At 74.0% G+C, this 24,985-nt stretch carries 3 protein-coding genes; all 3 read left to right on the forward strand.

All coding sequences use genetic code 11. From position 1 onward, the window contains the following. Positions 1–10 precede the first annotated feature (10 nt). Positions 11–4,975 carry a type I polyketide synthase gene (locus ABZ562_RS06820; protein WP_361474958.1) on the forward strand — a complete coding sequence of 1,655 codons (4,965 nt, stop codon included), beginning with the start codon at positions 11–13 and terminating at the stop codon, positions 4,973–4,975. A gap of 261 nt (positions 4,976–5,236) precedes the next feature. Continuing rightward, a complete protein-coding gene (locus ABZ562_RS06825) occupies positions 5,237–20,803 on the forward strand; it encodes a type I polyketide synthase (protein ID WP_361474960.1) in 15,567 nt (5,188 codons plus the stop codon). A gap of 51 nt (positions 20,804–20,854) precedes the next feature. Further along, positions 20,855–24,985: type I polyketide synthase (locus tag ABZ562_RS06830; RefSeq protein ID WP_361474962.1), on the forward strand; the 4,131-nt coding region annotated here is incomplete at its 3' end.

Genomic DNA, 24,985 nt, shown 5'->3' on the forward strand with positions numbered 1-24,985 from the left:
GTGAACGTCCATGGCGACTGCGAACGAAGCCAAGCTCCGCGAATATCTGAAGAAGGTCACCACCGACCTCACCGCCGCCCATCGGCGTCTGCAGGAGGTCGACGAACAGGCCCATGAGCCCATCGCGATCGTGGGCATGAGCTGCCGCTTCCCCGGCGGTGTCCACACGCCCGAGGAGCTGTGGCAGCTCATGGCCTCCGGTGGCGAGGCGCAGACGGCGTTCCCGGCCGACCGGGGCTGGGACCTGCGGAACCTGTTCGACCCGGACCCGGACACCCCCGACACCACGTACACCCGCGAGGGCGGATTCCTCACCGACGCCACCCGGTTCGACGCGGCGTTCTTCGGCATCTCGCCGCGCGAGGCGATGGCGATGGACCCGCAGCAGCGGCTGCTGCTGGAGACGTCGTGGGAGGCGTTCGAGCGGGCGGGCATCGACCCGGCCACCCTGCGCGGCAGCCGTACCGGTGTGTTCGCGGGCATGAACGCCTCCGACTATCTGACGGTGGCGCTCGACGCCGACGACGACTTCGGCGGGCACCTGGGCACGGGCAACGCGAGCAGTGTCGTCTCCGGCCGTCTCAGCTACGCCTTCGGGCTGGAGGGCCCGGCCGTCACCGTGGACACGGCCTGCTCGGCGTCGCTGGTGGCGCTGCACCTGGCCGTGCAGTCGCTGCGGCTCGACGAGTGCTCGCTCGCGCTGGCGGGCGGCGTCCACGTGATGTCCACGCCCGGTCTGTTCATCGAGTTCAGCCGTCAGCGCGGGCTGTCCCGGGACGGCCGCTGCAAGGCGTTCTCGGCCGACGCCGACGGCTTCGGCCCGGCCGAGGGCGTGGGCGTCCTGCTGCTGGAGCGGCTGTCGGACGCGCGTCGGCACGGCCACCAGGTGCTCGCGGTCGTCCGTGGTTCCGCCGTCAACCAGGACGGCGCGTCCAACGGGCTGACGGCGCCCAACGGCCCGTCCCAGCGGCGCGTCATCCAGCAGGCGCTGGCCAACGCGCGGCTGTCCGGCGCCGATGTGGACGTGGTCGAGGCGCACGGCACGGGGACGTCGCTGGGCGATCCGATCGAGGCGCAGGCGCTGCTCGCCACCTACGGCGCGGACCGCCCCGGCGAACTGCCGCTGCTGCTCGGGTCGGTGAAGTCCAACATCGGCCACACCCAGGGCGCCGCGGGCATCGCGGGCGTGATGAAGATGGTGCTGGCCATGCGGCACGGTGTGGTGCCGGAGTCGCTGCACATCGCCGAGCCCTCCCCGCACATCGACTGGTCCTCGGGCGCGGTCTCGCTGGTCACGTCGGCCACGCCGTGGCCCGATACGGGCCGCCCGCGCCGCGCGGGCATCTCCTCGTTCGGCTTCAGCGGCACCAACGCGCACACCATCATCGAGCAGGCGCCCGCCGAGGAGCGGGAGCCCGCCGAGCTGGTGTCGAAGCAGCCGGGCGTGGTGCCGTGGGTGGTGTCCGGCAAGAGCGAGGCCGCGCTGCGCGCCCAGGCCCGGCGGCTGCTGGACCGCTTCCACGACGAACCGGCGTTGCGCCTGGTGGACGTGGGCCTGTCGCTGGCCACGACCCGCTCCGCGCTGGACGTACGCGGCGTGGTGCAGGGCCGGGACCGCGACGAACTGGTGGCGGGGCTCACCGCCCTCGCCGACGGCGGCATGGCGGCGGGCGTGGAGCGGGGCTCCGTGGTCGCGGGGCAGACGGCGTTCGTCTTCCCCGGCCAGGGGTCGCAGTGGGTGCGGATGGGCGTGGGGCTCATGGACGCCTCGCCGGTGTTCGCCGCCCGCATCGAGGAGTGCGCCGCCGCGCTCGCGGAGTTCACCGACTGGTCGCTGGTCGACGTGTTGCGCGGGGTGGACGGGGCGCCGTCGCTGGACCGGGTGGATGTGGTCCAGCCGGCGCTGTTCGCGGTGATGGTGTCCCTGGCGGAGGTGTGGCGCTCGCTCGGCGTCGAACCGGCCGCCGTGGTCGGCCACTCGCAGGGCGAGATCGCCGCCGCGTGTGTGGCGGGCGCCCTGTCGCTGCGGGACGCCGCCCGTGTGGTGGCGCTGCGCAGCCAGGCGATCGGCCGGGTGCTGGCGGGCCGGGGCGGCATGGTGTCGGTGGCCCTGCCGGTGTCCGACGTACGGGAGCGGATCGCGGCGTGGGGCGAGGAGCGCATCTCCGTGGCCGCCGTCAACGGGCCCTCGGCCGTGGTGGTCTCGGGCGAACCCGCCGCGCTGGAGGAGCTGCTGGCGTCCTGCGAGGCGGACGGGGTCCGGGCGCGCCGGGTGCCGGTGGACTACGCCTCGCACTCCGCGCAGGTCGAGCTGTTGCGCGATGAACTCCTCACGCTGCTGGCCCCCGTACAGCCCAGGACCGCACAGGTGCCGTTCCTGTCGACGGTGACGGGGGAGTGGGCCGAGGGCCCGGAGCTGGACGCCGAGTACTGGTTCACCAACCTGCGCCGCACCGTCGAACTCGAAGGCGCCGTCCGGCGTCTGCTGGACGAGGGCTTCGGCGTGTTCATCGAGTCCAGCGCCCATCCGGTGCTGACGATGGCCGTGCAGGAGACCGCCGAGGACACCGGGGTGGACGCGGCCGCGATCGGTTCGCTGCGCCGCGACGAGGGCGGCCTCGACCGCTTCTGGGCCTCCGTCGGCGAGGCGTGGTCGCGCGGTGTCGCCGTGGACTGGCACGCGGTGTTCGACGGCACCGGAGCCCGCCGGGTCGAGCTGCCCACGTACGCCTTCCAGCACCAGCGCTACTGGCCCGAGGCCGGGCCGGGGCGCGCGGCGGGGGAGACCCGGCACGACGCCGTGGAGGCGACGTTCTGGGCGGCGGTGGAGGCCGAGGACTGGCAGGCCCTGGCCGCCGAGCTGACCGTCGACGGCGACCAGCCGATGAGCGCCGTCCTGCCCGCCCTCGCGTCCTGGCGCAAGAAGGCCCGCGAGCAGTCCACCGTGAATAACTGGCGCTACCGCGTGACGTGGCGACCGCTCGCCGAGGCGCGGTCCGCGCGCCCCGACGGGCGCTGGCTCGTCGTCGCGGCCGGCACCGACGACGCGTGGACGGCAGCCGTGACCGGTGCGCTGACCGGGCGCGGCGCCGACGTCCAGCAGATCGTGGCGGACCCCGGCCGGGACGGCCGTGAGCAGCTGGCCGCGTGGCTGCGCACCGCGCACACCGAGGCCGGCGGGGACTTCGCCGGGGTGCTGTCGCTGCTGCCCCCGGCCGGGGACGCCCATCCCGGGCACCCCTCCCTGCCCGCCGGAGCCGCCGCCCAGCTCGCGCTGATCCAGGCGCTCGGCGACGCCGGAATCGGCGCCCCGCTGTGGTGCCTGACGCGGGGCGCGGTCTCCACCGGCGACGGCGACCGGCCGGAGCGCCCCGAACAGGCCCTCGTGTGGGGCCTGGGCCGGGTGGCCGCGCTGGAGCACCTGGAGCGCTGGGGCGGTCTGGTCGACCTGCCCCAGGCGCCCGACGAGCAGGCGCTGTCCCGGCTCATGGGCGTCCTCGCCGCCGACCACGACGAGGACCAGGTCGCGATCCGCGAGGCGGGCGTCTTCGGGCCGCGCCTGGTGCGCGCTCCGCTCGCCGACACGCCCCCCGTACGGTCCTGGAAGCCGTCCGGCACCACGCTGGTCACCGGCGGTACGGGACGCCTCGGCGCGGAGGTCGCCCGCTGGCTGGCCCGTAGTGGCGCCGAACACCTGGTGCTGGCGAGCCGCCGGGGCGCGGACGCCCCCGGCGCGGTGGAGCTGGAGGCCGAACTGACCGGGCTCGGCGCCAAGGTCACCCTCGCCGCGTGCGATGTGACCGACCGGACGGCGCTCGCCGAAACCCTCGCCGCCATCCCTGCCGACCAGCCGCTTTCGGCCGTCATGCACACCGCCGCCGTCATCGAGGACGGGGTGATCGAGGGGCTGACCCCGGACCAGGTCGAGCGGGTACTGCGGCTCAAGGTGGACGCCACACGCCATCTGCACGAGCTGACGCGGGAGCTGGACCTGACCGCTTTCGTGCTGTTCTCGCACTTCTCCGCGACGTTCGGCGCACCGGGCCAGGGCAACCAGGCGCCCGGCAACGCGTTCCTGCACGCCTTCGCCGAGCAGCGCCGCGCGGACGGGCTGCCCGCCACCACCGTGTCCTGGGGCCCGTGGGGCGACGGCGGCACGGTGGACGGCGCCACCGGTGACCGGATGCGCCGCCACGGCATCAACGAGATGGCGCCCGCACCGGCCACCGCTGCACTCCAGCACGCCCTGGACCGGGACGAGACGGCGCTCACCGTCATCGACATGGACTGGCGCCGCTTCACCCTCGCCTTCACCGCCGACCGGCCGCGTCCGCTGCTCGACGAACTGCCCGAGGCCCGCGAGGTCGTCGAGGAGGCGCGGGCCGACGCCGCGGGGGACACCGCAGCGGGGGAGGCGCTGGCCGGTCAGCTGGCGACACTGCCCGAGACCGAACGGGAGCGGGTGCTGCTGGAGCTGGTGCGGAGCGCGGTCGCCGCCGTGCTGGGACACTCCGGGGCCGAGGCGATCGAGGCGGGCCGGGCGTTCAAGGACCTGGGATTCGACTCGCTCACCGCCGTCGAACTCCGCAACCGGCTGGGCGCGGCCAGCGGCCTCAAGCTGCCGCCGACCCTGATCTTCGACCACCCGACCCCGGCCGCCGTGGCCGCCCACATGCGGGCCGAGATCGCGCCCGACGCGGCGGCCACCGGCGCCCCGGTGCTCGAAGAACTCGACAAGCTGGAGACCGTGCTCGCGGGCAGCGCGCCCGACAACATCACCCGGGCGCGCATCACGATGCGCCTCCAGTCGCTGCTGGCGAAGTGGAACGAGTCGGACGACACCGCCGCCCCGGCCGAGCCCGCCCCGGCCCCGTCCGAAGCCCTCGCGCAGGGCGCGGCCGACGCCGATCAGCTCCAGGCGGCCAGTGACGAAGAGCTGTTCGCATTCATCAACAAGGGACTCGGAAGGGCGTGAAGCGAATTCTGCTATTGACGTCGTATCCGATGTCGGACAGGATTTTCCCCACCCTTGAATAGAGTTCTCCAATACCGGCTGCCCCCTATCGGGCCCCTGGGTCACCAGGGGGTCGTAGGGGGCAGCTAGGGGTTGTCGGAAGGGTTAACGCGGACATAGCCTCTCGTGGAGAAGTCGACTAATTGGTTGTTGGTTACCGGCTCCCCTGTTGAGGATCTGTGGAGCATTTCCGATGCCGTCTGCCGTAAATGGATTGCGTAAATGGCGAATGAAGAGACGCTGCGGGACTACCTCAAGCTGGTAACGGCGGATCTGCATCAGACTCGCCTCCGCCTGCAAGAGGCCGAGGCGAAGAACCACGACCCCATCGCCATCGTGGGGATCGGCTGCCGTTATCCCGGAGGCGTCCGGTCGCCCGAGGACCTGTGGCGCATCGTCAGCGAAGGCGTCGACGCGGTCAGCGACTTCCCCGTGGACCGCGGGTGGAATGTCGACAGGATGTACCACCCGGACCCGGACCACCCCGGCACCAGTTATGTGCACGAGGGCGGATTCGTCGACGGAATCGCCGATTTCGACCCGTCGCTCTTCGGCATCAGCCCCCGTGAAGCGCTCGGCATGGACCCCCAGCAGCGCATGCTGCTGGAAACTTCCTGGGAAGCCTTCGAGCGGGCCGGAATCGACCCGCTTTCGGCGCGCGGCAAGCAGGTCGGCGTCTTCGTCGGCACCAGCAATCACGACTACCTCGGGGCGATCCTCAGCTCCAACGAGAACTTCGAGGGCTACTTCGGCACCGGCAACGCCGCGAGCGTCGCCTCCGGCCGCCTCTCGTACACCTTCGGCTTCGAGGGCCCGGCGGTCACCGTCGACACCGCCTGCTCCTCCTCGCTGGTGGCGCTCCACCTCGCCGTCCAGGCGCTGCGGCAGGGCGAATGCTCGCTCGCGCTCGCCGGCGGCGCGACCCTGATGTGCGCGCCCGGCGTCTTCGTCGACTACAGCAAGATGCGCGGACTGGCCCTCGACGGCCGCTCCAAGCCGTTCGCGCCGGAAGCCGACGGCTTCTGCCTCGGCGAGGGCGTCGGCATCCTCCTCGTCGAGCGGCTGTCGGACGCCCAGCGCAAGGGCCACCCGGTCCTCGCCGTCGTCCGCGGCTCCGCCGTCAACCAGGACGGCGCCAGCAACGGCCTCACCTCCCCCAACGGGCCCTCGCAGCAGCGCGTCATCCTCCAGGCGCTCGCCAACGCCCGGCTCTCCCCCGACCAGGTCGACGCCGTCGAGGCCCACGGCACCGGCACCGCCCTGGGCGACCCGATCGAGGCGCAGGCGCTGCTCGCCACCTACGGCCAGGACCGGCCCCCGGGCAAGCCGCTGCTGATCGGCTCCATCAAGTCCAACATCGGCCACGCCCAGGCGGGCGCCGGTGTCGGCGGCGTCATCAAGATGGTCATGGCCATGCGCCACGGGGCGCTGCCCAAGACCCTCCACCTCACCGAGCCCACCCCGCACGTCGACTGGACCGCCGGGGACGTCGAACTGCTCACCGCCACCCGCGCGTGGCCGCACGACCCCGAGGCCGCCGAGCCGCGCCGCGCGGGCGTGTCGTCGTTCGGCATGAGCGGCACCAACGTGCACACCATCCTGGAGGAGGCCCCCGCCCCGGCCGCCCCCACGGACCTCGTGGCCGAGCCCGTGGCAGCCCGGGACACGCTGACGCCCGTCGCACTGTCCGGCAAGGACCAGGACGCGCTGCGCGCCCAGGCCGCCCAGCTGCACGCCCACCTCACCGCGCACCCCGGCCACCGGATCGCCGACGTCGGCTACTCGCAGGCCCTCACCCGCGCCGCCCTCGACCGCCGCGCCGTGGTCGCCGCCGCCGACCGGGACGAACTCCTCGCGGGCCTCGCCGCGCTCGCCGAAGGCCGCCACCACCCCGAGGTCACCGAGGGCCTGGCCGTCGAAGGCAACATCGCGTTCCTCTTCACCGGCCAGGGCAGCCAGCGGCTCGGCATGGGCCGCGAACTGTACGACGGCCACCCGGTGTTCGCCGAGGCGCTGGACGCGGTCTGCGCCCAGCTCGACCGCTTCCTCGACCGGCCGCTGAAGGACGTGCTGTTCGGTGACGACGCCACGGCGCTGGACCGGACCGGCTACACCCAGCCCGCCCTGTTCGCCGTCGAGGTGGCACTGTTCCGCCTCGTCGAATCCTGGGGCCTGCTGCCCGACTTCCTGTCCGGCCACTCCATCGGCGAGATCGCCGCCGCCCACGTGGCCGGGGTGCTGTCCCTCACCCACGCGTCCGCCCTGGTCGCCGCGCGCAGCCAGCTGATGCAGCAACTCCCCGGCGGCGGCGCGATGATCGCCGTCCAGGCCGCCGAGGACGAGGTGCTGCCGCTGCTCACCGACCGCGTGAGCATCGCCGCCGTGAACGGCCCGACGTCGGTCGTCATCGCGGGCGACGAGGACGCGGCGGTCGCCATCGCGGCGTCGCTCCAGGAGCGGGGCCGTAAGACCAAGCGGCTCAACGTCAGCCACGCGTTCCACTCCCCGCACATGGACGCGATGCTGGACAACTTCCGCCAGGTCGCCCAGCGCCTCACCTACGAGGCCCCGCAGATCCCCATCGTCTCCAACCTCACCGGCGACCTGGTGAGCGCCGAGGAGATCACCACGCCCGAGTTCTGGGTCCGCCACGTCCGCGAGGCCGTCCGCTTCCTCGACGGCGTGCGCCGCCTGGAAGACCTCGGCGTGACCACCTTCGTCGAACTCGGCCCCGACGGCGTGCTCTCGGCCATGGCCCAGGAGTGCGTCACCGAGGGCAGGACCAGGACGTTCGCGTTCCTGCCCGCCCTGCGCCCCGGCCGCCCCGAGACCCGCACCGTCCACCAGGCGCTCGCCCACGCCCACGTCCGCGGCGTGCCCGTCGACTGGAACACCTACTACGCGGGCACCGGCGCCCGCCGCGTCGACCTGCCCACCTACGCCTTCCAGCGCCAGCGCTACTGGCCCGCCAACCCCTTCTCGTACGGGGACGAATCCGCCACCGCGACGAGCGCACCGGCCCTCGCCGACGCCCGGTTCTGGGAGGTCGTCCACAGCGAGGACCTGGCCGCCCTCGTCGACACCCTCGGGCTCGACGGCGACCAGCCGCTCAGCGAGGTGCTGCCCGCGCTGTCCGCGTGGCGCCACCGCCACCACGTCGACACCACCGTCAACGGCTCCCGCTACCGCACCACCTGGAAGCCGCTGCCGCCGTATCCGGCCACGCCGCTCACCGGCACCTGGCTCGTCGCCACCCCCGCCGCACACGCCCACCACCCCTGGGTCGCGGGACCGCTGCGGGCCCTGGCCGAACGCGGCATACGCGTCCGCCACCTCATCGTCGACGGCACCACCGACGACCGCGCCACGGTCACCGCACAGCTCCGCGCCACCCTGGACCCGGGCGACGCGGCGGGCATCGACGGCGTGCTGTCCCTCCTCGGCCTCGACGAGCGCCCCCACACCGCGCACCCCGCGCTCACCGCCGGACTCGCGGGCACCCTCGCCCTCGTCCAGGCCCTCGGCGACGCCGGTACGGACGCCCCCCTGTGGTCCGCCACCCGCGGCGCCGTCTCCGTCAGCCGCTCCGACCGGCTCACCAGCGCCCTCCAGGCCCAGATCTGGGGCCTCGGCCGCACCGTCGCCCTCGAACAGCCCGACCGCTGGGCCGGGTCGATCGACCTCCCCGAGACCGCCGACGACCGCGCCCTCGCCCGGCTCGCCGACATCCTCGCCGGACCCGACGCGCTCCGCGACGAGGACCACCTCGCGATCCGCCCGCAGGGCATCCACGCCCGCAGGCTCGCCCGCGCACCGCGGCACGAGACCACCGGCGACGGCTGGACCACCCACGGCACCGCGCTGATCACCGGCGGCACCGGCGCCCTCGGCGCACACGTCGCCCGCTGGCTGGTCGCCCACGGCACCGACCACGTGCTGCTCGCCGGGCGCCGCGGCCCCGACGCCCCCGGCGCGGCCGAACTGGCCAACGAACTCACCGCCCAGGGCGCCGAGGTGACCATCGCCGCCTGCGACGTCGCCGACCGCGACGGCCTCGCCGCGCTCCTCGCGACCGTACCGGCGGAACACCCGCTGACCACCGTCGTCCACGCCGCCGGGGTGCTCGACGACGGCGTACTCGACGCCCAGACCCCGGCGCGGATGGCCGACGTACTGCGCGCCAAGGCCGACGCGGCACGCCACCTGGACGAGCTGACCCGTGGGCACGACCTGTCCGCCTTCGTGCTGTTCTCCTCCATGGCCGCCACCTTCGGCGCCGCCGGCCAGGCCAACTACGCGGCCGCCAACGCCTACCTCGACGCGCTCGCCGAACAGCGCCGCGCCGAGGGCCTGCCCGCCACCTCCGTCGCCTGGGGCGCCTGGGCCGAGGGCGGCATGGCCACCGACGAACTCGTCGCCGAACGCCTCCGGCAGTCCGGGCTGCCCGCCCTCGCCCCCGAGGCCGCGACCACCGCCCTCGGCGCCACGCTCGACCTCGACGAGTCCTTCTCCCTCGTCGTGGACATCGACTGGGACCGCTTCGCGCCCGGTCTCACCGCCAACCGCCCCAACCCCCTGATCGTCGACCTCCCCGACGCCCGCCGCGCCCTCGACGCCGCCCGCGCCGCCGGGGCCCCCGCCGCGGCCACCCCCGGCGACCCGTCGTCGCTGGCCAGGCAGCTGGCCGGCGCCGCGACCGGCGAGGAACGCGACCAGCTCACCCTGGACTTCGTCCGCACCCAGGTGGCCGTCGTCCTCGGCCACCCCGGGCCGGACTCGGTGGAACCCAGCCGCGCCTTCCGGGACCTCGGCTTCGACTCGCTCACCGCCGTCGAAATCCGCAACCTGCTCGGCACCCTCACCGGGCTCAAGCTGCCCGCCACCCTCATCTTCGACTACCCGACCCCGCTCGCCCTCGCCGACCACCTCCAGGCCGAACTCCTCGGCTCACGCCCGGCCGTCACCGACGCGTCGTCCGTGGGCGTGGCCGTCGACGACGACCCGATCGCGATCGTCGGCATGAGCTGCCGCTTCCCGGGCGGTGTCCGCACCCCCGAGGAGCTGTGGCGGCTGCTCGCGTCCGGGCAGGACGCGGTGACGGACTTCCCGGCCGACCGTGGCTGGGACGTCGAGTCGCTGTACGACCCGGAGCAGGGTGCCGAGAACACCAGCTATGTGCGCGAGGGAGGATTCCTCGCGGACGCCGCCGAGTTCGACCCCGTCTTCTTCGGGATCTCGCCGCGCGAGGCCCTGGCGATGGACCCGCAGCAGCGGTTGCTGCTGGAGACCTCGTGGGAAGCCTTCGAGCGGGCGGGCATCGACCCGACGACGCTGCGCGGCCGGCAGGTCGGCGTGTTCGCCGGTACGAACGGCCAGGACTACCTGCCCGTGATCCTGTCCGCCCCCGACGGGTCGGAAGGCTTCATGGGGACGGGCAACGCGGCCAGTGTGATGTCCGGTCGGGTGTCGTACGCGCTGGGGCTCGAGGGTCCGGCGGTGACGGTGGACACGGCGTGTTCGTCGTCGCTGGTGGCGTTGCACTGGGCGATTCAGGCGTTGCGTGCGGGTGAGTGCTCGTTGGCGTTGGCCGGTGGTGTGACGGTGATGTCGACGCCGGGTTCGTTCGTGGACTTCAGCCGTCAGCGTGGGCTTGCGGCGGACGGCCGGATCAAGGCGTTCGCGGCCGGTGCGGATGGCACCGGCTGGGGCGAGGGCGTGGGCATGCTGCTCGTGGAGCGGCTGTCCGACGCGCGGCGCAACGGGCACCCGGTGCTCGCCGTCGTCCGCGGTTCGGCCATCAACCAGGACGGCGCGAGCAATGGCCTGACCGCGCCGAACGGCCCGTCGCAGCAGCGCGTCATCCGGCAGGCGCTGGCCGGGGCGGGTCTCTCCGCCGCCGAGGTCGACGCCGTCGAGGCGCACGGTACGGGCACCCGGCTGGGCGACCCGATCGAGGCGCAGGCGCTGCTCGCCACGTACGGCCGGGACCGCGACGCGGACCAGCCGCTGTGGCTGGGCTCCATCAAGTCCAACTTCGGTCACACGCAGGCCGCCGCCGGTGTGGCGGGCGTGATGAAGATGGTGCTGGCGCTGCAGCACGGCATGCTGCCGCAGACCCTCAACGTGGACGAGCCCACGCCCGAGGTCGACTGGTCGGCGGGCGCCGTCGCGCTGCTGACCGAGGCGCGGGAGTGGCCCGAGAACGGCCGTCCGCGCCGCGCCGCGGTGTCCTCGTTCGGCATCAGCGGCACCAACGCCCACACCATCATCGAGCAGGCCCCGGCGATCGAAGCCGAGGAAGCCCGGGAAGCCGAGAAGCCTGCGCAGGTCAACGGCCCCGCCGCCTGGCTGCTGTCGGCCAAGACCCCCGAGGCGCTGCGCGCCCAGGCCGCTCAGCTGCGCGCACACCTCGACTCCCGCCCCGAGCTGGACGTGTCCGACGTGGCGTTCACGCTCGCCACGCGGCGTACGGCGTTCGAGGAGCGGGCCGCACTGGTCGCCGACGACCGCGCCGGGCTGCTGACCGCCCTGGACGCGCTCGCCGACGGCAACACGGCACCGGGTCTGGCCGAGGGTTCGGTGGCCGGTGGCAAGGTGGCGTTCCTGTTCACGGGCCAGGGCAGCCAGCGGCTGGGGATGGGCCGTGGGCTGTACGAGGCGTATCCGGTGTTCGCGGACGCGCTGGACGAGGTGTGCGCCCACTTCGACGCGCACTTGGAACGGCCGCTGCGGGACGTCCTGTTCGGGGATGACGCCTCGGTGCTGGACCGGACGGGGTTCACCCAGCCCGCGTTGTTCGCGGTCGAGGTGGCGCTGTTCCGCCTGGTCGAGACGTGGGGTCTGCGTCCGGACTTCCTCTCGGGCCACTCCATCGGTGAGCTGGCCGCCGCCCATGTGGCGGGTGTGCTCTCGCTCGCGGACGCGTGCACGCTCGTGGCCGCGCGTGGCCGTCTGATGCAGGAGCTTCCGGCCGGTGGCGCGATGATCGCCATCCAGGCAGCCGAGGACGAGGTGGCGCCGCTCCTCACCGAGCGCGTCAGCATCGCCGCCCTCAACGGCCCGACGTCGGTCGTGATCGCGGGTGATGAGGATGCGGCTCTGGAGATCGCGGCTGGTTTCGAGGCGCAGGGCGTCAAGACCAAGCGGCTCGCGGTCAGCCACGCGTTCCACTCGCCGCGCATGGACGGGATGCTGGAGGCGTTCCGGGAGGTGGCGCAGGGGCTGTCGTACGAGGCGCCTCGCATCCCGATCGTCTCCAACCTCACCGGTGAGCTGGTCTCCGCCGAGGAGATCACCAGCCCGGACTTCTGGGTGCGCCACGTCCGCGAAGCGGTCCGCTTCCTGGACGGCGTACGGGCCCTCGAAGCCCAAGGCGTCACCACCTACGTCGAGCTGGGCCCCGACGGTGTGCTCACCGCCATGGCCCAGGAGTGCGTGACCGGCCACGACGCCGCGTTCGCGTCCGTCTGCCGCAAGGACCGTCCCGAGGCCGAGGCGCTGCTGTCGGCCGTCGCGCGGGCGCATGTCCGTGGCGTGGCGGTGGACTGGGAGGCGTTCTACGCCGGTACGGGCGCCGCGCAGGTCGAGCTGCCGACGTACGCCTTCCAGCGGCAGCGCTACTGGCCGAAGGTGTCGTCGCTGTTCCTCGGCGACGTGGCCGCGGTGGGTCTGGGCGAGGCCGCGCACCCGCTGCTCGGCGCGAGCGCCGAACTGCCCGACTCGGACGGGATGTTGTTCACCGGCCGGCTGGCGCTGTCCACCCACCCCTGGCTCGCGGGCCACACGATCCTGGACAGCGTGCTGCTGCCGGGCACCGCGTTCGTGGAGCTGGCGATCCGCGCCGGTGACCAGGTCGGTTGCGACTACCTCGAGGAGCTGACCCTCGAAGCGCCGCTGGTCCTGCCCGAGCAGGGCGGCGTACAGCTGCGGCTCTCGGTGGGCGCGGCCGACGAGCTGGGCCGCCGTCCGCTGACGCTGCACTCGCGCGTGGAGAGCCTGCCCGCCGAGGAGCCGTGGACGCGGCACGCGACCGGTGTCCTGGCGTCGGGCGGTCGCCCGGAGGCGATGTTCGAGCTGGGCGCGTGGCCGCCCGCCGATGCCACCGAGATCGACCTCGACGGCCGCTACGAGGGTCTGCTGGCCATCGGTTTCGCGTACGGCCCGGCGTTCCGGGGGCTGCGCAGGGCGTGGCAGCGCAGCGGCGAGGTGTTCGCCGAGGTGGCGCTGCCCGAGGACGTCGCCGAGGAGGCCGCCGCGTTCGGCCTGCACCCGGCGCTGCTGGACTCCGCCCTGCACGCCATCGGGCTCGACGGCCTGGGCAACACAGGCGGCGAGGGGCGGCTGCCGTTCGCCTGGACCGGAGTGTCGCTGTACGCGAGCGGCGCCTCGGCGCTGCGCGTCCACCTGGTGCCCGCGGGCAACGACGGGGTGCGGCTGGAGATCGCCGACACCACCGGTGCGCCGGTGGGCGCCGTCGAGACGCTGGGGCTGCGCCCGGTCTCGGCCGAACAGCTGCGGAGCGCGCGCACGGCCTACCACGAGTCGCTGTTCCGCCTGGAGTGGACCGCGTCCGGGCCCGTGGCCCTGACGGACGCCCCCGCCGACGGCCACTGGGCCGTCCTGGGCACGGACGCGCTGGGCCTCGGTGGCATGGCGTACGCGGACCTCGCGACGCTGGCCGAGGCGGTCGCCTCGGGCACGGCTCCGTCGCCCGAGTACGTCGTCGTGACGCCGGCCACGAGCGCGGACGGCGACGACGTGGCCGCGGGCGCGCACCGGGCCGCCGCCGAGGCGCTTGCCGCCGTCCAGCAGTGGCTGGACGAGGAGCGGTTCGGCGACGCCCCGCTGGTGGTCGTGACCCGTGGCGCGGTGGCCGCCGACGCCGGTGAGCCGGTGGCGGACCCGGCCGGTGCGGCCGTATGGGGTCTGCTGCGCTCGGCGCAGTCGGAGAACCCGGGCCGTTTCGTCCTGGCGGACGTGGACGGCCGGGACGCGTCGGCGCATGCGCTGCCCGCCGCCGTGGCCTCGGGCGAGCCGCAGCTCGCGATCCGCGCGGGTGTGGTGTCGACGCCACGGCTGTCGCGGGTGCCCGTGGAGCCGGAGGCGGAGACCGTCCCTGGCCTGGACCCCGAGGGCACGGTGTTGGTGACCGGTGCGTCCGGTTCGCTGGGCGGGCTGGTGGCGCGTCACCTGGTGGCGGAGCGTGGCGTACGGCATCTGCTGCTGGTGAGCCGCCGTGGCGATCAGGCGCCGGGTGCCGCCGAACTCGGTGCAGAACTCGCCGGGTTGGGTGCTCAGGTGCACTGGGCGGCGTGTGATGTGGCGGACCGGGACGCGCTCGCCTCGGCCCTGGCCACCGTCCCCGCCGAGCACCCGCTGACGGCCGTCGTCCACACGGCGGGTGTGCTGGATGACGGTGTGATCGGCTCGCTGACGGCCGAGCGCGTCGACCACGTCATGCGCCCGAAGGTGGACGCGGCCTGGAATCTCCACCAGCTGACGGCGGACCTCGACCTCGCGGCCTTCGTCCTGTTCTCGTCCTCCTCCGGTGTCTTCGGTGGCCCTGGGCAGGGCAACTACGCCGCCGCCAATGCCTTCCTGGACGCGCTCGCGCAAGCCCGTACGGCCCAGGGCCTGCCCGCCACCTCGCTGGCGTGGGGCCTGTGGTCCGGGGCCGGTATGGGCACCACCCTGGATGAAGCGGACATCAACCGCATGCGGCGGGCCGGGCTTCCGCCGCTGCCGGTGGCGGACGGCCTCGCTCTGCTCGACACCGCGCTGACCATGGACGCGCCCTCGCTGGTGCCGATGCGGGTGGACCTCGCGGCGCTGCGCAACCAGTCCGCGATCTCGCCCCTCTTCCGTGGCCTGGTGCGTATCCCGGCGCGGCGCGCGGTGGACGCGGCCGCGGCCGGTGGCGATGCCGGGCCGGCCGGTCGGCTGGCCGGGCTGAGCGTGGCGGAGCAGGAGCGGCTGCTGCTGGACCTGGTCCGTGCGCAGGTGGCGACCGTGCTCGGCTACGCGGGTGCGGACACCATTGGCACCGGTCGGGCGTTCAAGGATCTGGGCTTCGACTCGCTGACGGCCGTTGAGCTGCGTAATCAGCTCAACTCCGTGACCGGGCTGCGGCTGCCCGCGACGCTCATCTTCGACTATCCGGACCCGCAGGTGCTGGCCCGCCATCTGCGGACCGAGCTGGTGGGCGAGGACACGGCGGAGGTGCACACGCCGGTGCCGATGGCGGCCGCCGCCGCCAGCGACGACGACCCGATCGCGATCGTCGCGATGAGCTGCCGCTACCCCGGCGGGGTCACCACCCCCGAGGAGCTGTGGCAGCTGCTCGCCGCGGGTGAGGACGGCATCACGCGCTTCCCGGACAACCGTGGCTGGGACCTCGACGCCCTGTACGACCCGGACCCGGAGACCCCGGGCACCTCGTACGCCCGCGACGGCGGATTCCTGCACGACGCCGCCGAGTTCGACCCGGCGTTCTTCGGAATCTCGCCGCGCGAGGCCCTGGCGATGGATCCGCAGCAGCGGTTGCTGCTGGAGACCACCTGGGAGGCGTTCGAGCGGGCGGGCATCGACCCGTCGTCCGTGCGCGGCAGCCGGACCGGTGTGTTCGCGGGCGTCATGTACCACGACTACGGATCCCGGCTGCACGCCGTGCCCGACGGCGTCGAGGGCTACCTCGGCACCGGCAGCTCCAGCAGCGTGGTCTCCGGACGCGTCGCGTACACCTTCGGCCTGGAGGGCCCGGCCGTCACGGTCGACACGGCCTGCTCGTCGTCGCTGGTGGCGCTGCACCTGGCCGCGCAGGCGCTGCGCAACGGCGAATGCTCGCTGGCGCTGGCCGGTGGTGTCACGGTGATGTTCACCCCGGGCACGTTCATCGACTTCAGCCGCCAGCGCGGGCTGGCCAGGGACGGCCGCTGCAAGTCCTTCGCCGCCGCCGCCGACGGCACCGGCTGGGGCGAGGGCGCGGGCATGCTGCTGCTGGAGCGGCTGTCGGACGCCCGTCGACACGGCCACGAGGTGCTGGCCATCCTGCGCGGCAGCGCCGTCAACCAGGACGGTGCGAGCAACGGTCTGACGGCGCCCAACGGCCCGTCGCAGCAGCGCGTCATCCGGCAGGCCCTCGCCAACGCCCGCCTGGGCACCGGCGAGGTCGACGTCGTCGAGGCGCACGGCACCGGGACGACGCTGGGCGACCCGATCGAGGCGCAGGCGCTGCTCGCCACCTACGGTCGCGAGCGGGACGCGGAACGACCGCTGTGGCTGGGCTCCGTCAAGTCCAACCTGGGCCACACCCAGGCCGCCTCCGGTGTCGCCGGTGTCATCAAGATGGTGCTGTCCATGCGGCACGGTGTGCTGCCGCGCACCCTGCATGTGGACGAGCCGTCGCCGCACGTCGACTGGTCGGCGGGCGCGGTGTCGCTGCTCACCGAACAGCGGACGTGGCCGGAGACCGGCCGCCCGCGCCGTGCCGCCGTGTCGTCGTTCGGCATCAGCGGCACCAACGCGCACGCCATCATCGAGCAGCCGCCCGCCCCCGCGCGCGAGGCGAGCGGCGCCCCGGCGGACACCGAGGCACTGCCGTACGTCCCCGTACTGCTCTCGGCGCGCGGCGAGGACGCCCTGCGCGCCCAGGCGCGGCGGCTGCGCTCGCGGATCGCCGCCGGGACCGACCTCACGGACCTCGGCTTCTCCCTCGCGACCACCCGCGCCGCCCTCGAACACCGCGTCGCGCTGGTCGCCGACGGCCACGACGAGGTGCTGGGCGCGCTGGACGCGGTGGCGCGCGGCGAGCACCCGGCGGCGGAGCTGCGCGGGGTCGCCGCCGACGGCGGCAAGGTGGCATTCCTGTTCACGGGGCAGGGCAGCCAGCGGCTCGGCATGGGCCGCGAGCTGTACGCGACGTTCCCGGTGTTCGCGCAGGCCCTGGACGAGGTGTGCGACGCGCTGGACCCGCACCTCGAACGACCCCTGAAGACGGTGCTGTTCGGGGACGACGCCCAGGCGCTGGACCGGACCGGCTTCACCCAGCCCGCGCTGTTCGCGGTCGAGGTGGCGCTGTTCCGGCTGGTCGAGGCGTGGGGTCTGCGCCCGGACTTCCTCTCCGGCCACTCGATCGGTGAGCTGGCCGCCGCGCATGTGGCGGGTGTGCTCACGCTCGCGGACGCGGCGAAGCTGGTGGCGGCGCGTGGCCGTCTGATGCAGGAGCTTCCGGCCGGTGGCGCGATGATCGCCATCCAGGCCGCCGAGGACGAGGTGGCGCCGCAGCTCACCGAGCGCGTCAGCATCGCCGCCCTCAACGGCCCGACGTCGGTCGTGATCGCGGGCGATGAGGACGCGGCGGTCGCCATCGCGGCGGGCTTCGAGGCCCAGGGCGTCAAGACCAAGCGGCTCACGGTCAGCCACGCCTTCCACTCGCCGCTCATGGACGCCATGCTCGCGGACTTCCGCAAGGTCGCCGAGGGCCTGACGCTCCACGCCCCGACGATCCCGCTGGTCTCCTGTCTCACCGGCACCGTGGCCACGGCCGACGAGATCCGGTTGCCGGACTTCTGGGTCCGCCACGTCCGCGAGTCCGTCCGCTTCGTCGACGGTGTGCGCACCCTGCGCGACAACGGCGTGACCACCTTCGTGGAACTCGGCCCCGACGGGGTGCTGTCCGCGATGGGCGAGAACTGCCTCGCCGAGACCGAGACCGAGAGCGACGACGTCCAGGCGGCGTTCGTCCCCGCCCTGCGGGGCGGCCGACCCGAGGCCCAGGCACTGGCCACCGCCCTCGCGCGGCTCCATGTGCGCGGGGTGGCCCTGGACTGGGCGGCCGTCTACGCAGGGCGCGGCGCCCGCCGCGTCGAGCTGCCGACGTACCCCTTCCAGCGGCAGCGCTACTGGCTGGACGTGGGCATCTCCGCCGAGGACGTGGCCTCCGCCGGTCTCGGCACGGCGGGCCACCCGCTGCTGGGCGCGGCGGTGGAACTCCCCGACACCGGTGGCTTCGTGTTCACCGGGCGGCTGTCGCTGCCGACCCACCCCTGGCTGGCCGACCACGCCGTCATGGACACCGTCCTGCTGCCCGGCACGGCCTTCGTCGAGCTGGCCCTGCGGGCCGGTGAGGAAGCGGGCTGCGACACGGTCGAGGAGCTGACCCTCCAGGCGCCGCTGGTCGTGCCCGAACAGGGCGCCGTGCAGCTGCGGCTGGAGCTGGCGGCGGGCGACGAGAGCGGGCGGCGCCGACTGACCCTGCACTCCCGCCGGGAGGACGTCCCCGCCGACGAGCCGTGGACCCGGCACGCCACCGGCTTCCTCACCCCGTCGTCCGGGACCGCTGACCAGGCCGACCGGGCCGATCTCGCCATCTGGCCGCCGGCCGACGCGACCGCCCTCGAAACCGACGCGTTCTACGAGCACGCGGCCGCCGCCGGGCTCGGTTACGGCCCCGTCTTCCAGGGCCTGCACGGCGCCTGGCGGCGCGACGACGAGCTGTTCGCCGATATCCGGCTGCCCCGGGGCCACGAGCCCGAGGCCGCCTCGTACGGGGTGCATCCCGCCCTGCTGGACGCCGCCCTGCACACCCTCGGCCTCGACACGCCGGACGGCGCGGAGACCGAAGGCGCGCGGCTGCCGTTCGCCTGGACCGGCGTACGGCTGTACGCCGGGGGTGCCGCGTCGCTGCGGGTACGGCTGCGCCCGGCCGCCGAAGGGGTGGCGCTGCACCTCGCGGACGGCACCGGCGCCCCCGTCGCCACCATCGACGGGCTGGTGCTGCGCCCGCTGTCGGCCGACCAGGTCAACGCCTCGCGCGCCGCGTACCACGAGGCGCTGCTCCGCCCGGAGTGGACGGCCCTGCCCGTCCCCGCGTCCGCCGCCGGTGTCCCGGTCGGCGAACGCTGGGTGACCCTCGGCGCCGACGCCGCCTTCACGGCCGCGGGGGAGCGCCTGGACGACTACCCGCACTTGACGGCGCTCACCGACGCCCTCGACGGCACCGCGCCCGACGTGGTGCTCGTCCCGCTCACCGGTGGGGGAGGGCCGCTGCCGGAAGCGGCCAAGGCCGCCGCCCGGAACGCCCTGGACCTCGTCCAGAAGTGGCTGGCCGACCAGCGGTTCGCCGACACCCGCCTGGTGTTCGTGACCCGCGGCACGGTCGCGGCACGCCCCGGCGAGGACATCGCCGACCTGACCCACACCACCGTGTGGGGCCTGGTCAAGTCCGCCCAGTCGGAGAACCCTGGCCGGTTCGTCCTGGTCGACGTCGACGGCACCGACGCCTCCCAGCGGGCGCTGCCGACGGCGCTCGCCACCGACGAACCGCAGCTCGCGCTGCGCTCCGGCACCGCACACGCCTACCGGCTCGCCCGCGTCCCGGCCGACCCGGACACCCCGGCGGTGGCAGGCTTCGGCGACCCGAACGGCACCGTGCTGCTCAGCGGAGCGAGCGGCGCCCTGGGCGGGCTGTTCGCCCGCCACCTGGTCGCCGAGCGCGGCGTACGGCATCTGCTGCTGCTCGGCAGGCGCGGCGGCGACGCCCCCGGCGCGGCCGAACTGGCCGCCGAGCTGGGCGCGTTGGGCGCCACGGCGACCTGGGCGGCCTGCGACACAGCCGACCGGGACGCCCTGGCCACCGTCCTCTCCGCGATCCCCGCCGAACACCCGCTCACCGCCGTGGTGCACACCGCGGGCGTCCTGGACGACGGTGTGATCAGCTCGCTGACCGGCGAGCGCGTCGACGCGGTGCTGCGCCCCAAGGTGGACGCCGCCTGGCATCTGCACGAGCTGACCCGCGAGCTGGACCTGTCCGCGTTCGTGCTCTTCTCCTCCGCCGCCGGGGCCTTCGGCAGCTCGGGGCAGGGCAACTACGCTGCGGCGAACACCTTCCTGGACGCGCTCGCGCAAGCCCGTGCCGCGCGGGGCCTGCCCGCGTCGTCGCTGGCCTGGGGCCTGTGGGCGGCGGCCGACGGCATGGCGGGCAGCCTGGAGTCCACCGACGTGAGCCGCATCTCGCGCGGCGGCTACGAGGCGCTGCCGCAGGACGAGGGCCTGGCCCTGTTCGACGTGACGGACACGCTCTCGGGTGGCGATGCCGGCGCCGCGGTGTTCGTCCCCATCCGCATCGACACCGCCGCCCTGCGCGGCCAGGCCGCCGCCGGGCTGCTGCCGCCGCTGCTGCGCGGCCTGGTCCGTACCCCCGTACGGCGCTCCGCGGACACCGGAGCCGCCGGTGCCGCCGGGACGGCGGCCGGATCGGTGGCCGACTCCGGGTCGCTCACCGAGCGGCTGGCAGGGCTCTCGGCCACCGAACGCGACCGCGAACTGCTGGACCTCGTACGGACCCATGTGGCGGCCGTCCTCGGACACGCCACCCCCGACGACGTCGACGCCGGGCGCGGCTTCCTCGACCTGGGCTTCGACTCGCTCACCGCCGTGGATCTGCGCAACCGACTGGGTGCCGCCGCCGGACTGCGGCTGCCCGTCACGCTGATCTTCGACTACCCGACGCCCACCGCCCTCGCCGGGTATCTGCGCGAGGAACTCGGCCTGGACACCACGGCCGCACACCAGCCCGTGCACGCGGAACTCGACAAGCTGGAAGCGATCCTCGCCACGATCGCCCCCGACGACGTCGAGAGCCCCGGCATCACCACCCGCCTGCGCGACCTCCTGTCGAAGTGGAATGAAACGCACAGTGCTACGGACAGCACCGCACACGACCGTGAAATCCAGTCCGCGACAGCAGACGAGATCTTCGATCTCCTCGACGACGAGCTCGGGCTCTCCTGACCTGCTCCACAAGAGCGCATCGACTCATCTCAGCACCGCGGGGACGGCGTAATGGCGACGGCGAACGAAGAGAAGTACCTCGACTACCTCAAGCGGGCCACCACCGACCTGCGCGAGGCGCGGCGACGGCTGCGCGAGGTCGAGGAGCGCGAGCAGGAGCCCATCGCCATCGTGGCGATGAGCTGCCGCTACCCGGGCGGGGTGCGGACGCCCGAGGAGCTGTGGGAGCTGGTCGCGCGCGGCGGTGACGCGGCCACGCCGTACCCCACCGACCGCGGCTGGGGCGCCGACGTCCTCTTCGACCCCGAGCCGGACAGCGGCCGCGAGCCGTACGTCCGCGAGGGCGGCTTCCTGCACGACGCCGCCGACTTCGACCCGGAGTTCTTCGGCATCTCGCCGAGGGAAGCCCTCGCCATGGACCCGCAGCAGCGGCTGCTGCTGGAGACCTCGTGGGAGGCGTTCGAGCGCGCGGGCATCGACCCGACCACGCTCCAGGGCAGCCGGACCGGTGTGTTCGCGGGCGTGATGTACCACGACTACGCGTCCCGGCTGTTCTCGGCGCCCGAGGACGTCGAGGGCTTCCTCGGCAACGGCAGCTCCGGCTCCATCGCCTCCGGCCGCGTCGCCTACACGTTCGGCCTGGAGGGCCCGGCCGTCACCATCGACACGGCGTGCTCGTCGTCGCTGGTCGCGCTGCACTTCGCCGCGCAGGCCCTGCGCCGGGGGGAGTGCTCGCTGGCGCTGGCCGGCGGTGTCACGGTCATGGCCACCCCCGGCACGTTCACCGAGTTCAGCCGCCAGCGCGGGCTGGCCACCGACGGCCGCTGCAAGTCGTTCGCGGCGGCCGCCGACGGCACCGGCTGGGGCGAGGGCGCGGGCATGCTGCTGCTGGAGCGGCTGTCCGACGCCCGCGCCAACGGCCACCAGGTGCTCGCCCTCGTCCGTGGCAGCGCCATCAACCAGGACGGCGCCAGCAGCGGCCTCACCGCCCCCAACGGCCCCTCGCAGCAGCGCGTCATCCGCCAGGCCCTGTCCGGGGCCCGGCTCTCCGCCGGACAGATCGATGTCGTCGAGGCGCACGGTACGGGGACCACGCTGGGCGACCCCATCGAGGCGCAGGCGCTGCTCGCCACCTACGGACGCAGCCACAGCGACGAACAGCCGCTGTGGCTGGGGTCGGTGAAGTCCAACATCGGCCACACCCAGGCCGCCGCCGGTGTCGCGGGCATCATCAAGATGGTCATGGCGATGCGCCACGGCGTCCTCCCGCAGACCCTGCACGTCGACCAGCCCACCCCCAACGTCGACTGGTCCGCCGGAGCCGTATCGCTGCTCACCGAGACCCGCGCCTGGCCCGACACCGGACAGCCGCGCCGCGCCGCCGTGTCCTCGTTCGGCATCAGCGGCACCAACGCCCACACCATCCTGGAGCAGGCGCCCGACCCGGCCGCCTCCGCCACCGAGGAGCCGCAGACCACCGAAATCGGCAGCCCCGCCGCCGCGCTGCCGCTGTGGACCGTCGCGGCCAAGACCCGGACCGCGCTGCGCGCCCAGGCCGCGAACCTCCGCGCCCACCTGGACGGCCACCCCGGACTCCCGCTCGCCGACGCCGCGTTCTCCCTGGCCACGGGCCGGGCGGCCTTCGAGCACCGCGCGGCGATCGTCGCCGACGACCGTGACGGCCTGGTACGCGCCCTCGACGCGCTGACCCGCGAGGAGCCCGCGCCCGGGCTGTTCGACGGCAAGGTGGCGGGCGGCAAGGTGGCGTTCCTGTTCACGGGGCAGGGCAGCCAGCGCCTCGGGATGGGCCGCGAGCTGTACGAGGCGTACCCGGTGTTCGCGCGGGCCCTGGACGAGGTGTGCGCCGAGCTGGACGCCCATCTGGAGCGGCCGCTGCGCGACGTCCTGTTCGGGGACGACGCCTCGGTGCTGGACCGGACCGGCTACACCCAGCCCGCGCTGTTCGCGGTCGAGGTGGCGTTGTTCCGGCTGGTCGAGGCGTGGGGTCTGCGTCCGGACTTCCTGTCCGGCCACTCCATCGGTGAGCTGGCCGCCGCGCATGTGGCCGGTGTGCTCTCACTGGCCGACGCCTGCCGGTTGGTGGCCGCGCGTGGCCGTCTGATGCAGGAGCTTCCGGCCGGCGGCGCGATGATCGCCGTCCAGGCCGCCGAGGACGAGGTGCTGCCGCTGCTCACCGAGCGCGTCAGCATCGCCGCAGTGAACGGACCCACGTCGGTGGTCATCGCGGGCGATGAGGACGCCGCCGTCGAGATCGCGGCGGTCTTCGAGACCAAGGGCCGCAAGACCAAGCGGCTCACGGTCAGCCACGCCTTCCACTCGCCGCGCATGGACGGGATGCTGGACGCGTTCCGCGAGGTCGCCCAGGGGCTGACGTACGAGGCCCCGACGATCCCCATCGTGTCCAACCTGACCGGTGCCGTGGTCTCCGCCGACGAGATCACCAGCCCCGACTTCTGGGTGCGCCACGTCCGCGAGGCCGTGCGCTTCCTCGACGGCGTGCGCGCGCTGGAGGACCGTAACGTCACGACCTTCGTGGAACTGGGCCCGGACGGCGTCCTCACCGCCATGGCACAGGACTGCCTGACCCGTGACGACGCCACCCTTGTCTCCGCGCTGCGCACCGGCCGCCCGGAGGTCCGCGGCCTGGCCACCGCCCTCGCGCGGACCCACGTACGCGGCGTCTCACCCGACTGGAACGCGGTGTTCGCCGGTACGGACACCACGCGCACCGACCTGCCGCTGTACGCCTTCCAGCGCGGAACCTACTGGCTGGACGCCGGCTACCCGATGGGCGACGTGGCGTCCGCCGGGCTCGGCGCCGCCGACCACCCCCTGCTGGGCGCCGCGGTGGCGCTCGCCGACACCGACGGCTTCCTCTACACCGGCCGCCTCGCCCTCGACACCCACCCGTGGCTGGCGGACCACACGGTGGCCGGCTCGGTGCTGCTGCCCGGGACCGCGTTCGTGGAACTGGCCGTGCGCGCCGGTGACCAGGTGGGATGCGATCTGCTGGAGGAGCTGACCCTGGAGGCGCCGCTGGTGCTTCCCGAGGCGGGCAGGGTCCAGCTGCAGCTGTCCGTGGGCGCCCCCGACGCGTCGGGGCGGCGCTCGCTGACGGTGTACTCGCGGTCCGAGGACGCGGCCGTGGACGAGGTGTGGGAGCGCCACGCCTCGGGCGTGCTGGGTTCCGGCGCGCCGTCCGCCTCCTTCGACCTGGGCGTATGGCCCCCGGCGGGCGCGGAGGCGCTGCCCGTCGACGGCGTGTACGAGGGACTGGCGGACGCCGGGCTCGCCTACGGTCCGGTGTTCCGCGGGCTGACCTCCGCGTGGCGGCTGGGCGATGACGTCTACGCCGAGCTGGAGCTGCCGGAGGACGCGCGGGCCCAGGCGGGTGCGTTCGGTCTGCATCCGGCGTTGCTGGACTCGGCGCTGCATGCGGTGGGTCTGGGTGGCCTGATCGATGGTGAGGACGGGGCGCGGTTGCCGTTCTCGTGGTCGGGTGTGTCGTTGCACGCGGTGGGTGCGTCGGTGCTGCGGGTGCGCCTGTCGGCCGCTGGTACGGACGCGGTGGCGTTGGCGGTGGCCGATGGTGCGGGTCGTGCCGTGCTGTCGGTGGATTCGCTGGTGCTGCGGCCGGTGGCCTTCGAGCAGATACGCGGCGCGCGCGGCGGGCGCCAGGAATCGCTGTACCGGCTCGACTGGGCCGAGGTGTCGGGCGCGGGCGCGGCGGGACAGTGCGCGCTGCTGGGGTCCGATGGGCTTGGCCTGGCGCAGCCCTTCGACACCTATGCGGACCTGGACGCGCTGGCCACGGCGGTCGCCTCCGGTGCCGCCACCATGCCCGACGATGTGCTGGTCACCGTCGCGCCTGAGGGCGAGGGCGATCCCGCTGCCGTACGCCGGGCCACGGCCGAGGCGCTGGAGCTGGTCCAGGCGTGGCTGAACGACGAGCGGTTCGCGGACGCCCGCCTGGTGGTCGTGACCTCGGGCGCCGTGGCCGCCGGTACGGACGAGCCGGTGACCGACCTGGCGCACGCCGCCGTGTGGGGCCTGGTGCGTTCCGCCGAGTCGGAGAACCCGGGCCGGTTCGTGCTGGTCGACGTCGATGGTGCGGCTGATTCGTGTGCGGCGGTGTCGGGTGCGCTGGCGTCGGGTGAGCCG

The sequence above is a fragment of the Streptomyces sp. NPDC019937 genome (genome assembly GCF_040631655.1).
Classification (GTDB): domain Bacteria; phylum Actinomycetota; class Actinomycetes; order Streptomycetales; family Streptomycetaceae; genus Streptomyces.